Source organism: Planctomycetaceae bacterium (assembly GCA_039680605.1).
GTDB lineage: Bacteria > Planctomycetota > Phycisphaerae > SM23-33 > SM23-33 > JAJFUU01.
In genome coordinates, this window is record JBDKTA010000009.1 from 193,297 (window position 1) to 206,497 (window position 13,201).

Consider the following 13,201-nt stretch of genomic DNA (forward strand, 5'->3'; position numbering starts at 1 on the left):
CGTGGCTGGGACCTGGGCGGGCGTACCTTCCCGCCCGGTCCCAGCGCCGCCGGGGGGGGGATCCACGAGATATGGGTGAAACGGACAGGACCGCGCCAGGAATGACTGCTCCGGTGCGGCGGAACCCCTTCCCGCCGCGCTCAAGGCTCGGCGCGGCTGGCACTGCCGTGCCGAGTGTTCAATTCTGCCACTGATCTGTTCAAATTGAGTATTGGCGAATTTCAAATCCATGGTAAACTACACTTGTGCGGTGCAGTTTCAGAACTGTGGCTGCCCGAACAGGTCGCGGAGGCAAGGCATCCGCCTGCATGCATAATCAACCCAGGCAAGTCTATGAAAGGAACGACGATGAAGACAACCTGTTTTGCGATGGCGATCCTGGCGATGCTTGCGGTTTCACCTGCGGTAGATGCGGCGACTATAGTCAATGGCGACTTTGAAGCGGCGCCCCTGTGGACTGGCTGGAATTATTATGGGGTTCACAAGCAGTCCAATAACGCAACGGACCACCTCGTCGCGCTGAACCCTCTGTCATCGGGCGATAGCGGCTACATCACTCAGACCATCGCGACAGTGGCAGGACAGCAGTACGAACTGCTGTTCGATCTCAACGCCACGGCGTGGAAGCAGAACTATGACTGGGCGATGGCCATTGTGATCGACGGCGGCTCCCCGACGATATTCCACGTCAATACCGGCACCTACAGCGGGACCCAGCAGACGCCGAAGACTCAGCAGTCATTGCTGTTTACCGCAACCGGTGCAAGCACCGAGCTCCGCGTTGAAGGGCGCCAGGGACTGGACACGTACGGCTTCTACGGCGCTATGGTGGACAATTTCAGCCTTACGGAGGTCGATATTCCTGAGCCGGCGACGATGAGCCTGCTGGCCGTCGGCGGCGTGGCGGCTTTGATCCGGCGGCGGAAGATGACGTAGGCAAAAAATAGCAGGAATAAGTAGATACACCCAGTGGCGCGGTCTATACTAGAATCGCAGGGTTGGGGCAGGCTGCGCCCGACCTGATGCGGTTGCGGAATCGCCGGAGATACCAGCAGAGGAAGATTTCCGACGGTAGGGAGATCCGCGGGCGCATGTCAGCGATCAGATGAGCAAGTGAGGGCTCAAGAGCAACTTCAGCGGAGGCGAAAGGTTATTCCGATGAAATCTGCAACAGTGGCGGTTCTGGCGGCGTTCGTTCTGGGGGGTGTCTGCACGGCTCAAGGGGCGACTCTCCTGACAAGCATCCCCACCACCCCCACGGGCACCTGGGGGCAATTCAACTCGGTTGTCTTCAAGCCCAAGGCGGACATCTGGATTACCCACGTGGGAGTGTTCAATCCGCAGGGGCTCGCGGCCTCCACGGCCAACACCCAGATCGCCTTGATCGACTCGACAGGTCTGGCCTCAGGAGCCATGATCCCGCTTGACCGATACGTCATTGACGCGATGGTCATTCCCAGCGGCACAGTCAGCGTTGACGGCAATTTCTGGCTCGAACTGGCCGCTCCGGTGAAGTTGACCGCCGGGGTCGAATACGCGGGCATTCACAACACCAATGCCGGCAACAACGCCTTCGTTTACAGTCAAAGCGCCACCACGCTCAGCGTGGACCCGCTTATCGAATGGGTCGGCGGCGGGTCGAACAACGAGCACGTCAACTGGGTATTCCCCGGCCGCAGCGCGTCCAGCGCACGCGTCGGAACGAACTTCCAGTACTCTCTGATTCCCGAGCCTGCGACGATGAGCCTTCTGGCGCTGGGTGCGGCCGCGATTCTGCGCCGCCGCAAACAGCAGGCATGATCAGCCGCAGGACGTCGGATCGAGCACGTCCGCCCAGGCATTTCACCGCGGAGATCGCAGAGACCGCAGAGTTGTTTTGAATTGCTTGTCTCCGTGTCGCCCTTGCCCGACAATGGCTTGCCTTGCAGGATACGCAAACGAGGCGAGTATGCATGCTGGAATGATTCTCTTGTGTCTCTGGGCGGCGACGGGGCAGGCGAGCGCGTCGCAGCCGGCAAGCGCAGCTGCCGATCCCCAGCTCTATGTCGTCGCCGTCAGCGAGGCGACCTATGCGCAGCCGTCCTGGCGGGCAGTCGTGGACGCCCTGGTGACCAAGCATCATGCGCGGGTTATTCGCTACGCCGGCACGGTCGGCTCGGCCCATGCCGAGTTGGCCGCATGCATGCCGGATGCGATCTGCTTTGTCGCGACGCCCGAAGAAGCCGGGCGCGATTTCGTCGTTGCCGTCAACCGCATGACGCGGCGGCTGGACGATGATCCCTACACCGACGCCCTCTGGGGCATTTTGACCGGCTATGACGCGGCCGATGCTTTGCGGATCGCCAGGCGGACCGAGCCACTGCTGGTGACGCGCGGCGCCTCGGGGTTGGGCCCGGGCTACGTCGGCGGTCTGGAGAGCGGTTTCGCGGCCGAGGAGAAGCGGTTCTGGATCAAGAACGCCGGCGGGAAGTACGAGGAAAAGCCGGTTTCCCCGGACGCGGCTGAATCATTGGCCGGAGCGTTCAACACGATGCATCCGCAAGTGTTCTACACCTCCGGTCACGCCACGCAGCGTGACTGGCAGATCGGTTACACTTCGCGGGCGGGGCAGTTCCGCCATCGCGACGGTCAACTCTTGAGCATCAATACCCAGGGGCGTGCGTTCAAGATCGACTCGCCCGAGCCCAAGGTGTACTTGCCGATGGGCAATTGCCTCATCGGCCACATCGACCGGCGCGACTGCATGGCCACCTCGTGGATGCACTCCGGCGGCGTGTACCAGATGTACGGCTACACGGCGGTGACCTGGTTCGGTCGCATGGGTTGGGGCACGTCAGGAGCGTTCGGAGAGGGCATGCCCCTCAACGAAGCGTTCTACTTCACCAACCAGCGCCTGGTGCGCGAACTGGTCGAGAAGTACCCGCACCTTGCGGCCATCGAATTCGACACGTACGACGATCGCAAGATCGGCGAACTGGCTGGTCGTCACAAGCTCGTCAAACGCAATGACAAGACCGGGCGGTGGGAGCTGCTCAAGGAACCGATGGGCCTGCTGTGGGACCGCGACTGCGTGGCTTTCTACGGCGACCCGGCGTGGGAGGCGCGCATTCCCGTCGAGCGGGCGTGGACGCTGTCCTGGAGCCGCAGCGGCAACACCTGGACGCTGACCATCACGCCGCTCAAGGACGACGCCGGACCGGCCAGCCTGGCGGTGATGCTGCCGCGGCGATTGACGCACGCTACGGTCTCGCCCGCGGCGGTCAAGGCCATCGTGACGGACAATTTTCTTCTGGCCGATTCCCCCCAGCCGCCCTCGGGATACAAGAAGGACCAACCGGTCACGATCACGGTCACGGGAACGCCAATGGTCCGCCCCACTGCGGAAAAGCTCAAACAGGCACGTTAGCGGTCGAGCTTGCTTGACGTGGTTGTTTCTCGGCGGATGGGCCTGGCCAGATCATACACTCGATCGGTCGCCAGCGGCGGTCAGGATCCCGCCCGGTCGGTGGCATTGACGCCGGCGGTATGGATTTACCGCGCCTCGGGCGCATAGGTGTTCTTCTGCCGCCACGCACGCGGGCCCAGGCCCGTTTCGCAAACGAGCACAGACCATAAACTCAATCGTCGGGCTGGTCCTTGTTGTGCTGAAGCAGCGCGATCCACTTGGCGACGGCCTTGGCCAGCCCTTCGGCCTTCTTGTCGATTCCCCGGTTGAGCCGCGTGGTGCTGCGTCCGATGCAGTTGGCGACAGCGATGACGCGGCCGCTTTCCTTATCCGCGATCTCGGTGCGGACGACGATTTCCTCGACGGCCGAGGTGACGACGGCCAAGCTTCCGCTGCCTTCATAGTGCAGGATGGTTCCGCGGATTACGGCCGTCTTGCCGCCCAGAGCGGTTTTAACCTTGTACTTGGCCAGCATGGCCGGAAAGTCGATGCGGAACTGCGGCAACAGGGCGGCGGGCAGGTGGCCTCCCACGTCATTGTGGAACTCGCCCAACTCGAACTGCGAGTATTCCTGCAGCGGCAGCGACGAGCCCAGCGTCACCGGCTGCAGCGGCGTCACCTCCCCTTTGGGTCCGAAGGCCTGGCCGGCGCCTTCCGAGATGGCAGTTCCGCAGCCGGCCGATAAAGCAACCAAAACGATCGCGAAGCATGTGACAGGTGTTTTCATTTCCGGCAGTCTTTCTTCTGTTACATTTCTTGTCCGATCGGCGTCTGCTGGCGCCGGAGGGTCGCTACCGCAGGCGCACGATGCGATAGTAGTCGCCGGGGGCGGGCTTGGCCCAGGAAACTTCCTCGATGCCCGGACCGGTGATCCGCGCGTCGCCGGAGAGGACGGCATACCACTGGGCGTCGCGCGTCCAGTTGGGCTCGGGCGGGGAGTCCTTGGTCATGCCCGCGGTGACCTCCTCGGCCAGACGCACCAGCGCCGCGCCATTGCCGGCGTCGTGACTGACGGGCAGAACTTTCCGCTGCCCGCACAGACAGCGATACCACTTGGTGAGTTTGCCCGGGGCCAGGCGGTGCAGATAGATCATGTCCTGGATGCTGATCAGGATGCTCCGCTGAGATTCCAGGCGGAACTCCAGCGACTCGGTGATGAAGATCGCGTCGGGCGGGGTGTTCTCCTTCGCCGCGGCCGCCAGGCGGCGCAGCGTGGCGCGCTTGCGGTCGCTCTCGCGGTGGCGCAGGACGTTGGAGGGTTTCTCGCTGTCGGGCAGGAAGAGAGTGGCCACTTCGAACGCCGCATGCCTGGCGACTCGCAGGTTCTCCGTCGGCAGCATCCAGGCCACCAGCGCCGCCGCGCACAGCCATCGCAGCAGGTGGCGGTAGGGATGAAACAGGCGGAAGAGATTCGTCAGCGCCTGCGCCAGCAGCGCATAAAACGGCAGCATGACCAGCGAGGCGCCCTGGAGGTAGTCTGTCGTCGGCGGCGGAACGTGCCCGCGGAGGTCCAGAATATACATGCCGCCGTAAAGCACCGTCGCCACGCACAGCGACGCCGCCGTCCAGACCAGCCAGAACTTCAGGTCGCGCACGCGGAAGCGCTCGACGAGGCTGAGCACGACGGCCGTCAGGATCACCGGCGCCGCAAGCATCCCGCCCCAGAGCCCCAGGTCGCCCAGCAGCGCGTCGAAACCGTAGAGGATGCCCGACTGCGTCAGCGACACCATCGGCGCGTACGTGCCGATGTACGGGTTGATGTTGAGCTCGGCGGTGCGGTCCGAGAGCGTATAGAAGTACCACACGTACGGCGCCGCGGCCGCCACCGCGCAGCCGACGCAGGCGGCGCCCATCGCCAGCGCCCGCGGGCGCCAGTTGTGCTTGGCCAGGTACGCCACCAGCAACACGAGCATGAGATTGGTCGCGGCGGTCATGTCGACGTTGGCCAGCACCCCCGTGGCCAGGAAGACCAGCAGGACGCGCCAGTCGTGCCAGTAGATCATCAGCGCCAGCACCACCAGCGGCGTCACGGCAATGACCACCCCCTGCGGCGTCACCGACGTCAGCGCTCCGGCGCCCCAGAAGCACTGCCCCACCGTTTCCATGACGGCAGAACTCGCCACGGCGACCAGCGCCGAGATCGACCAGCTTCGGCAGTGGCGGTACATCAGGGCGTACATGCCGCACAGGTAAACCATCGCCACGATCGGCGCCAGCACGCGGAACGGAAGCGTCGGGTCGCGATAGTCCGTCGGGATCAGCACCATCTCCATCGCCCCCAGGAACAGCGGAGGGTGCATCTCCGACATGCGACCGGGACCGAACACCATGTCGCGAGGGAAAAGGTCGGGATTGTGGCGCTTCATGGCCGCGGTGGCCAGTTGCAACTGCTCGCGGTCCAGGCGTTGGTCGTAGAACGCCTGCGTGCCGTAGATGGCGGCCACGGCGACAAAGATCGCCAAGGCCATCACGTGCCGGGATCGGGGAACGGGTCTCATAAGTTTTGTGGCATGGGCGTCCCGCCCATGCTCTTGCTTTGTGGCATGGGCGTCCCGCCCATGCTCCCGGACCACGGGCGAGACGCCCGTGGCACGCATGGCCGAGACGGCCATGCCACACAACCATACCCATCGCGACGACAGGTTCCTTAGTATAAGATACAAGCGATGACCCCCGCAAGGACATCCAATGCCGCCGAAAGACGCCCCAGGACAACCGGATCTTTTTGAGGCCGCCGTCGATGCGTACATCGACGCGCACGGTCTGCTGACGCCTGAGGCGTCCGTCGTCGTGGCGGTCTCGGGCGGGGCCGACAGCATCGCCCTGCTGGCGGCGCTGCGGGGGCTGTCCAGCTCGCCGCGGCGCAACTACCGCCTGACCGTCGCCCACCTCAACCACGGCCTGAGGCCCCAGGCCGCCGACGAGGAGAAGTTCGTCGCCGACCTCGCCCGCCAATGGAACCTGCCGGTCATCCGCCAGCGCGTTGACGCCTCGGCGCATGCCCAGGCCACCGGCCAGAGCATCGAAACCGCCGCCCGCAGCCTGCGGTACGAGTTCTTCGCCCGCGCCGCCGACGAAGCCCACGCGCACGTGGTAGCCGTCGCCCACCATGCCGACGACAACGTCGAGACCGTCCTGCAGCGCATCGTCCGCGGCAGCCACCTGCGCGGCCTGGCGGGCATCGGGCCGATGCGCAAGATGCCCGGCGGCCCGACCATCGTTCGCCCGCTGCTGGAGCGCCGACGCAAGGAGATCGAAGACTACTGCACCCGCAAGGGCCTGGCCTGGTGTACCGACGAGTCCAACGCCAACACCGAACTGACGCGAAACTTCATCCGCCACGAACTGCTGCCGCTGCTGCGCACGAGGCTCAACCCTCAAGCCGACGAGGCGATCCTGCGACTGGCCGCCGAGGCCGCCAAGACCGAGCAGTACCTCGCCTCGCGCGCCCGCCGGGCGCTTGACGCGGCGATGTGGACGCGCGAGCCCAATCTCGTCGTCCTGGAACGCCTGCCGCTGAGCAAACGCTCGAGGCTGATCCAGCAGTACGCCCTCCGCATCGCCCTGGAAGACGCCGGCGTGCCGATGCAGACCGTCACCGCCGAACACATCAACGATCTCGTCGAGACCCTGCTGGGGCACGGGTCTGCCGTCATCTCCCTTCCAGGGCAGTTTACCGCCCGCCGGGAGAACGACTCGTTTATCATCCAGCATCGTCCCGACGAACCGCCCCAGCCGCCGCCGGCTGTCGCGCTGGCCTGCCCCGGGACGACCGCGCTGGCCGACGGGCGCGAGATCACCTGCTCGATCGAGCCGATGGATCCGGTCTCGTTCGAGATTCACTGCCACGACGCGCGGCCGGGCGTTGAACTGCTCGACGCCGGCAAGGTCCGCGGTCGTCTGATCTGCCGCCCCCGCCGCAGCGGCGACAGCTTTCGCCCGCTGGGGTGCGAGGGCAGCCAGAGCGTCAGCGACTTTCTGACGAACATCAAGGCCCTGCCCGCCGCCCGCGAGGGGCAGATCTGCATCTGCGACGATGAAGGCATCGTCGCTCTGGCGGGTTTTCGCATCGATCAGCGCGTCAGCATCGGCGATGACACGCGGCAGGTGCTGCGCATCGAAGTCTTGCGCCCTTAGCTTAACAGGAGTTCCGACGTATGGACCGTTTCGGCGTATTGATGCTGCCTGTGGTAATGCTGGTCGGGTCGAACCTTTTCATGACATATGCTTGGTACGGGCATTTGAAAGACCTGGCCGGGCGGCCTCTGATGGTCGCCATCGCCGTCAGTTGGGGCGTGGCGCTGCTGGAATATTGCCTGCAGGTGCCGGCCAACCGGTGGGGCTTCCAGCACTATACGCTGGGGCAGCTCAAGGTGATCCAGGAGGTCGTGACGATGGTGGTCTTCGCGGGCTTCTGCACGTTCTACATGAAGGAGCCGCTCAAGCTGGACTTCCTCTGGGCGAGCCTGTGCCTGGTCGGCGCGGCGTTCTTCATGTTCCGCGGCTTCAACCCTACTGGCTAACCCGTAAACTGCATGAACCGCAGAGATCGCAGAGTACGCAGAGAAGCCAAATGGCTCAAAACTAGACCATCTAACGTCGCCGTCGACGTTAATACGAAAAAACAGACTGTCCATGCGGCCCGCTTTCGTATTGTTCTGTAAGGTCTTTTCGCTCAAAACACCTCTGCGGCCTCTGCGATCTCCGCGGTGAAATATCCGGGCTAAGGCGATGACGATCACTGACGCCGATACCGCTGAGGATCCCGGCGCTGCCTACTACGAACCTCGGCCCAGCGGGCGGTGGACGATCGCCAGGGGCAGCTTGCGGCGCAGGAAGCGTTTGAGGCGGTGTTTGAGCCCCAGCGGACGGAGCACCGCGCCGACGAGGTCGGTGGCGCCTTCGGTCGCGCGGTGCAGCCAGATGGTGAAGTAGTTGCCCGCGCGGCGCCGCAGGAAGTAAATGTCACCGCACAACTGGCTGGTGCTGGCGAAGAGTTCCTTGTGCGCCCCCTCGCCTTTCTCGAAGTCGAAGAAGCGGTACTTCTTCTGGCCGAAGAGGTACTCCATCACCTGGTACTGGAGCACCGTGCCCGGCGAAAACTCCGCGTACGCCGGATCGTAGCCCAGGCTGTCGTACTGGAGCGCTCCGTCGCGACAGGGGCAATACAGGTACGCGATGGGCTTATCGTCGCAGAACAGCAAGAACGCCCGCACCTCGTCTTTGGCTGCCAGCTCGGCCGCTCGGGCGCGGAAAGCCTCATCCGTCCTGACGCCCAGGTCCAGCAGACGCTGCTGGTACGTCTTGGGCGCCAGCCGCCCGGCCTGGGTGAGGAACTCGTCGATATCCTCGGGCGTGGCGTAGGCCTTCCAGTGCAGTTGCCCGCCGGATCGCTGGGCCATCTTCTTGCACTTGCGTCGCAGGGTCTGGCGGGTCTTGGAAGAAAAGTTGGCCTGGAGGTAATCGGCGAATGTGCCCCGAAGGTCGGTATAGCAGTGGCGGTAGTGCCGCGCGACGTAGCGGATCCACTGCCCGCTGACGCTGATGCGCTTCAGCGGACGCGCCAGCGGATAGGACGAGAGCAGCAAGCCGGCGCCCTCGGGAACGGGCATCGTGGGCTCGTTCGGCTCGGGCGCCGCATCGCAGCCGAGGGGGAAGAACTCTGCCGCCAGCACCGGCAACTTGCGCCGGCGCACGACGATCTCGCCCAGGCATATCTTCAGCAGCGAGTCTTTTACCCTCAGGCGACAAGGTTGCGGCGCGATGGTCTGCGTACTCATGGCTTCCCCTGCAGCGTCTATCTTGGCCTCTTCGATACATGCGTTTGTTTAGTATAGGACGCCTGGCGGCTGTCTTTCAGGAGCGGCGGGCGATTATCCGGTAGCGAGGCGGCGCATGAGCCGCTTGATCCCCTGCCTGACGCCCAGGCGCCCGGCGACCCGGGCGGCCGCATCGCTGAGGGCGTCCGAGCCAATATGCGTCCAGGTCAGCAGGTGGTTCCTGATCCACGGGCGCAGCAGATACACGTCGGCGCACAACTGCGTGTGCGTGGCGAAGAACAGCTTATGCTGCCCTTCGCCGGGGCCGAAGTCCAGCGTGCCGCCGCGGCCTTCGGCGAAGAGAGCATCCAGCGCGTGATAGTGCAGCAGCGTGCCCGGGGAAAGCCGCGCGAAGCATTGATCGTACCCCACTCCGTCGTAGAGCCACATGCCGTCCTGCCAGCGGCAGAAGAGATAGGCGATAACCTGCCCGTCGCAGCGCAGCAGATAGCCGCGGGCCTGGTCCTGGCCGGCCAGGTCAAGCACCCACTGGCGATACTCGGGCGTATCGGGCAGGGCATTTTTGAACAGGGTGTGCTGGTAGGTGCGTTTGGCCAGCGCCGGCGCCACGTCCATGAAATGAGTCATCTCCTCCGGCGTGCGGCAGACGACCAGGCCCAGTTCACCGCCGTTGCGCTCCGCCAACACCCGGGTGCGCCGCCGCAGATCCCGGCGGATCTTGGGCGAAAATCGCCGCTCCAGGTACTCCTGGAACGTCCCTTCGAGGCTGACGCTGCAGTGGCGATAGTGCCTCGGGACGTACCGGATCCAGTGCTTCTGCCAGGTCATCCGCTCCAGCGGGCGCTCGACCGGGAACCCGCCCAGCATGACCCCGGCCGCCTCGGGCGGCACGTTCGCCCACAGGGCCTCGGGGTCGACCGACCGCCCGAACGTCCGAGGCGTGAATCGCCCCGCCATCACCTTGATGCGCTTGCGGAACAGCACCGCCTCGCCGATGGCGAACTTGAACGTCGAGGTCTTGAACCGCAGGCCCAGGTCTTGACTGTCCAGCGCGGTCGCGTCTTGTGCTGTGGTGGTCACGGCCGGCTCTTTCAAATCAAACTGACGACCTGCCCAACCTGGCGCAGGGCCAAGTCTTTCCACGTCGTTTTCGGCCACACGTCCGGACCGCTGGCAGCGTACTCGACCCAGCCGGGCGAGGCGGCGCAGTCGCAAACCCGCTCGGTGTTCAGGTCGCCGCGACGGCGGTCGAGCAGGCGGCACAGGGTCTCCAATCTGCGGTGGACCACCCTGTCGGGCCGGACGCCTTCCCATCGCCCCACGCGGTTCTTGAGCAGGCCGAACGAGTGCAGCACGACCGTCGCCACGCGGGCGCCGCCGGCGACCAGTTGCTCCAGGGCCGACTCCATCTCCTCGCCGCTGACGCAATTGACCTCGAGGGGGCGATACCCGCAGCCCGGAAGGCTTCTGCCGATGATCTGCGTGACGGGAAACTCCGTCACCGATCCCAGGCGGTACGGGCCGTTGATCCTGACGGCATGCGAACTGGCGCTGCCTGCGCAACCGAGATTGGCACTGAAATCAAGCTGGATGCCCGCCTGGGCCAAGGCTGCGGCACTGCTGTCACCCAGGGCAAAGCAACCGGCCCGGAATGCCGCCGGTCGCCGCCCGGTGCAGGCCTTCAGCACGTCGCAGCCTTCGATGATCATCTGCGTCTGCTCGTTTGCCTCATAGCGAGGCAGGCGGTCTGTCATGCTCGCCGGGCGCCGAGTGGCGCCGCGGCTGCGCAGCAGCGCATACTGCCGTGCGCCGGGATGCAGGTGCATCTGCACGTCGTGCCCGCGGGAGAGTATCTCCTGGCACAGTTCCTGGAAGAGCCCCCGCCCGAAGAGGGCGTCCATCGCGGTATCGACAAAGAACACGCCGGGCAGGCCATGGTCCTCCAGGATCTCCATGATGGCCCGCACGCCGTATTCGCGCCCGGATCGGCGGCAATACACGCAGGTTTCCATGTCCAGGGGCTTCAGGGCCGGGTTGGCCCATGCACCCCCCATTGACACTTCCGTATCTATCGTGACAAAGACAGTCGTCGCCATCGGGCTGCTCCCCCTCTTAGAATTGCAGTAAAGGCCTTCCCCCGCCGGCCTCTGCAGGACTATATGCCCGCTGGACGTTGGTTTCCGGACTATTTTTCAGGATCGTCCCGCCAGACAGTGCTGCACGAGCCGCCGCCCGGCCAGGCGAAACGCCTCCCGCTGAAGCAGAACGTCGCGAGTGGGAATCGCGATAGCCTCAACGACGTGGAACCCGCAACCGGAAAGGGCCTGGCTGAACGGGTCCAGAATGCTGCTGGCGCTGCCGCCGATGCAGACGGCCAGAGCCGGTATCGGCCGGGGCGGTTGTTCCAGATGGCCGCGGATGCGGGCCAGGCGGTCGAGCATGGCCCGCATCCGCGGGTGAACGTCCGGGACGTAGACCTTGCTGACAAAGGCCACCGCGTCGAACTGCGAGATCCGCTCGATCAGGCGCCCGAGGTCATCGTCCTGGGCGCAGCGTCCATGCGTTTCGCACAGGCCCTGCCCGTCCACGCACTTGCGGCAGAGGCGCACCGAGTAGTCGGACAGGAATATCGTCTCGCCGCCGGCGCTCGATCCCGACAGCCCGTCGAGCAGGCCGTCTATCGCCGTGGCGATGCGTCCGTCCGGATGCCGCCCCTCGCCGATCAACAGTGCGTTTACGTTCATCGCCCGCTCCACCGGCTTCAACCGCCTCTCTACATGCTAGGGCTGACGAAATGAAAATGCGGCCTCGTCCGATCTCCCCCGGTGGCATGGTCCAGACGTCCATGCCACACTTCTTGGGTGTATAATGCGGCGATGGTTGTCTTGGGAATCCTGATGGGTTTGGGTTGCGCTCTGGCGCAATCGTTCGGGTACATCTTCTCGCGGCGCTTCGTGCTGCACCACCACGGTGGACCGCTGCGCCTGCTGGTGCTGGCGCATGTGATCATGGGGGTCGCGGCGGCAGCCGCCCTGCCGTTCTTCTGGCCCCAACGCATGCCCCCCCTGTCGGCCTGGGCGTGGCCGGTGGCCGCCATGACCGGCTTTTACCTCATGGGGCAGATGGTGATCTTCCTGGCGCTGCAGCGCGTCGAGGCCTCCAGAATCGCCCCGCTGCTGGGGCTCAAGGTTCCGCTGCTGGCGATCATGGCGGTCGCCGCCGCTACCGCCCCGGCGCCGCTCCACGACTTCGTCGCGGTCATGGGCATCACGCAGGCCAAGGCCCCGGCCGGTCTGCAGTGGCTGGGCGTGGCGCTGGCGGTGGCGGCCGCGATGGCCTTATGCCACCACGCCGGACAATGGCTCTCGCTGAAGGTGGTGGCCGCGATCGTCTTCGTCTGCATCACCTATTCGCTGTCGGACCTGAACATCATCGCCACGCAGCACGTGCTGGCCGACACCGGCGTGGCTCCGGCGATCCTCAGCGCATGCATCTGCTACGTGCTGTGCGGCGCGATGGCGGCAGTCGCGCTGCCGTGGCTGGGCACTCGCAACCGCGGCGCGTGGGTGGATGCGGCCCCGTTTGCGGGCTGCTGGCTGGTGGCGATGATTCTCTTCTTCGCCTGCCTGGCACATGTCTCGGCGATCTTCGGGAACATCCTGCAGTCAACGCGCGGTCTGCTGTCGATCGTGGTCGGGGCGGCCACCGCGCACATCGGCCTGCTGCACCTCGAGGGCAAAATGGAGCGATGGGCGTTCGTTCGCCGCGTGGTGGCGGCGATGCTGATGGTCGGGGCGATAGCGTTGTACGCCGCGGGGGCGTAAAACAGGTCCTCGATCCTAGGTCCTCGATCCTAGAGCATCTAGCGATCATCTGTAGCGTATCCGCAGCTACGGAAGTAGCCTTGGCACTCCTCCGCGCTCACGGCCCTGAGAGCTTGGCCGATCACACCAATGAGTTCCTCCAACGTACGCCC

12 protein-coding genes are annotated in these 13,201 nt (G+C 64.9%); 6 read left to right on the forward strand and 6 right to left on the reverse strand.

All coding sequences use genetic code 11. From position 1 onward, the window contains the following. Positions 1-348 precede the first annotated feature (348 nt). The 3 genes from ABFD92_03495 (at position 349) to ABFD92_03505 (ending at position 3,406) form a co-directional block, all read left to right on the forward strand. Entirely contained in the window at positions 349-936 is a 588-nt protein-coding gene (locus tag ABFD92_03495; protein MEN6503582.1) for a PEP-CTERM sorting domain-containing protein, read from the forward strand. A 222-nt stretch (positions 937-1,158) separates the two neighbouring features. Then, positions 1,159-1,800, forward strand: a complete 642-nt coding sequence (locus ABFD92_03500; GenBank protein ID MEN6503583.1) for a PEP-CTERM sorting domain-containing protein — start codon at positions 1,159-1,161, stop codon at positions 1,798-1,800. A gap of 148 nt (positions 1,801-1,948) precedes the next feature. Beyond that, positions 1,949-3,406 (forward strand): hypothetical protein, encoded by a 1,458-nt coding sequence (locus tag ABFD92_03505; protein MEN6503584.1) that lies wholly within the window; start codon positions 1,949-1,951, stop codon positions 3,404-3,406. A gap of 211 nt (positions 3,407-3,617) precedes the next feature. Here ABFD92_03505 and ABFD92_03510 read toward each other — a convergent pair whose 3' ends face one another. Both ABFD92_03510 and ABFD92_03515 read right to left on the reverse strand, forming a co-directional pair. Next, positions 3,618-4,172, reverse strand: coding sequence for a hypothetical protein (locus ABFD92_03510; protein MEN6503585.1), 555 nt, complete (start codon positions 4,170-4,172; stop codon positions 3,618-3,620). 64 nt (positions 4,173-4,236) lie between these two features. Further along, the gene (locus tag ABFD92_03515; GenBank protein ID MEN6503586.1) at positions 4,237-5,916 is read right to left on the reverse strand and encodes a hypothetical protein; all 1,680 of its coding nucleotides are present in this window, start codon (positions 5,914-5,916) and stop codon (positions 4,237-4,239) included. A 217-nt stretch (positions 5,917-6,133) separates the two neighbouring features. Here ABFD92_03515 and tilS point away from each other — a divergent pair, with 217 nt between their 5' ends. Next, the gene (tilS, locus tag ABFD92_03520) at positions 6,134-7,582 is read left to right on the forward strand and encodes a tRNA lysidine(34) synthetase TilS (GenBank protein MEN6503587.1); all 1,449 of its coding nucleotides are present in this window, start codon (positions 6,134-6,136) and stop codon (positions 7,580-7,582) included. Between the two features lie 20 nt (positions 7,583-7,602). After that, positions 7,603-7,968, forward strand: a complete 366-nt coding sequence (locus ABFD92_03525; protein ID MEN6503588.1) for a DMT family protein — start codon at positions 7,603-7,605, stop codon at positions 7,966-7,968. A 255-nt stretch (positions 7,969-8,223) separates the two neighbouring features. On the opposite strand, the gene ABFD92_03530 is transcribed toward ABFD92_03525, so the two are convergent. The 4 genes from ABFD92_03530 to ABFD92_03545 form a co-directional block, all read right to left on the reverse strand. Further along, on the reverse strand, positions 8,224-9,225 hold the full coding sequence (locus tag ABFD92_03530) for a GNAT family N-acetyltransferase (protein MEN6503589.1): 1,002 nt from the start codon (positions 9,223-9,225) through the stop codon (positions 8,224-8,226). Positions 9,226-9,318: 93 nt separating this feature from the next. Next, positions 9,319-10,305, reverse strand: coding sequence for a GNAT family N-acetyltransferase (locus ABFD92_03535; protein MEN6503590.1), 987 nt, complete (start codon positions 10,303-10,305; stop codon positions 9,319-9,321). 11 nt (positions 10,306-10,316) lie between these two features. Then, complete coding sequence (locus tag ABFD92_03540) at positions 10,317-11,279, reverse strand: polysaccharide deacetylase family protein (GenBank protein ID MEN6503591.1); 963 nt, start codon at positions 11,277-11,279, stop codon at positions 10,317-10,319. 138 nt (positions 11,280-11,417) lie between these two features. Then, positions 11,418-11,969: an NAD(P)H-dependent oxidoreductase gene (locus ABFD92_03545; protein MEN6503592.1), complete on the reverse strand. Its 552-nt coding sequence runs from the start codon at positions 11,967-11,969 to the stop codon at positions 11,418-11,420. A 132-nt stretch (positions 11,970-12,101) separates the two neighbouring features. On the opposite strand from ABFD92_03545, the gene ABFD92_03550 reads away from it, so the two are divergent. Further along, positions 12,102-13,049, forward strand: a complete 948-nt coding sequence (locus tag ABFD92_03550; GenBank protein ID MEN6503593.1) for an EamA family transporter — start codon at positions 12,102-12,104, stop codon at positions 13,047-13,049. Positions 13,050-13,201 lie beyond the last annotated feature (152 nt).

Coding starts and splice junctions, on each gene's coding strand:
- ABFD92_03495 (MEN6503582.1), top strand. CDS start 349: ATGAAGACAACCTGTTTTGCGATGGCGATCCTGGCGATGCTTGCGGTT.
- ABFD92_03500 (MEN6503583.1), top strand. CDS start 1,159: ATGAAATCTGCAACAGTGGCGGTTCTGGCGGCGTTCGTTCTGGGGGGT.
- ABFD92_03505 (MEN6503584.1), top strand. CDS start 1,949: ATGCATGCTGGAATGATTCTCTTGTGTCTCTGGGCGGCGACGGGGCAG.
- ABFD92_03510 (MEN6503585.1), bottom strand. CDS start 4,172: ATGAAAACACCTGTCACATGCTTCGCGATCGTTTTGGTTGCTTTATCG.
- tilS (MEN6503587.1), top strand. CDS start 6,134: ATGCCGCCGAAAGACGCCCCAGGACAACCGGATCTTTTTGAGGCCGCC.
- ABFD92_03525 (MEN6503588.1), top strand. CDS start 7,603: ATGGACCGTTTCGGCGTATTGATGCTGCCTGTGGTAATGCTGGTCGGG.
- ABFD92_03530 (MEN6503589.1), bottom strand. CDS start 9,225: ATGAGTACGCAGACCATCGCGCCGCAACCTTGTCGCCTGAGGGTAAAA.
- ABFD92_03540 (MEN6503591.1), bottom strand. CDS start 11,279: ATGGGGGGTGCATGGGCCAACCCGGCCCTGAAGCCCCTGGACATGGAA.
- ABFD92_03545 (MEN6503592.1), bottom strand. CDS start 11,969: ATGAACGTAAACGCACTGTTGATCGGCGAGGGGCGGCATCCGGACGGA.
- ABFD92_03550 (MEN6503593.1), top strand. CDS start 12,102: ATGGTTGTCTTGGGAATCCTGATGGGTTTGGGTTGCGCTCTGGCGCAA.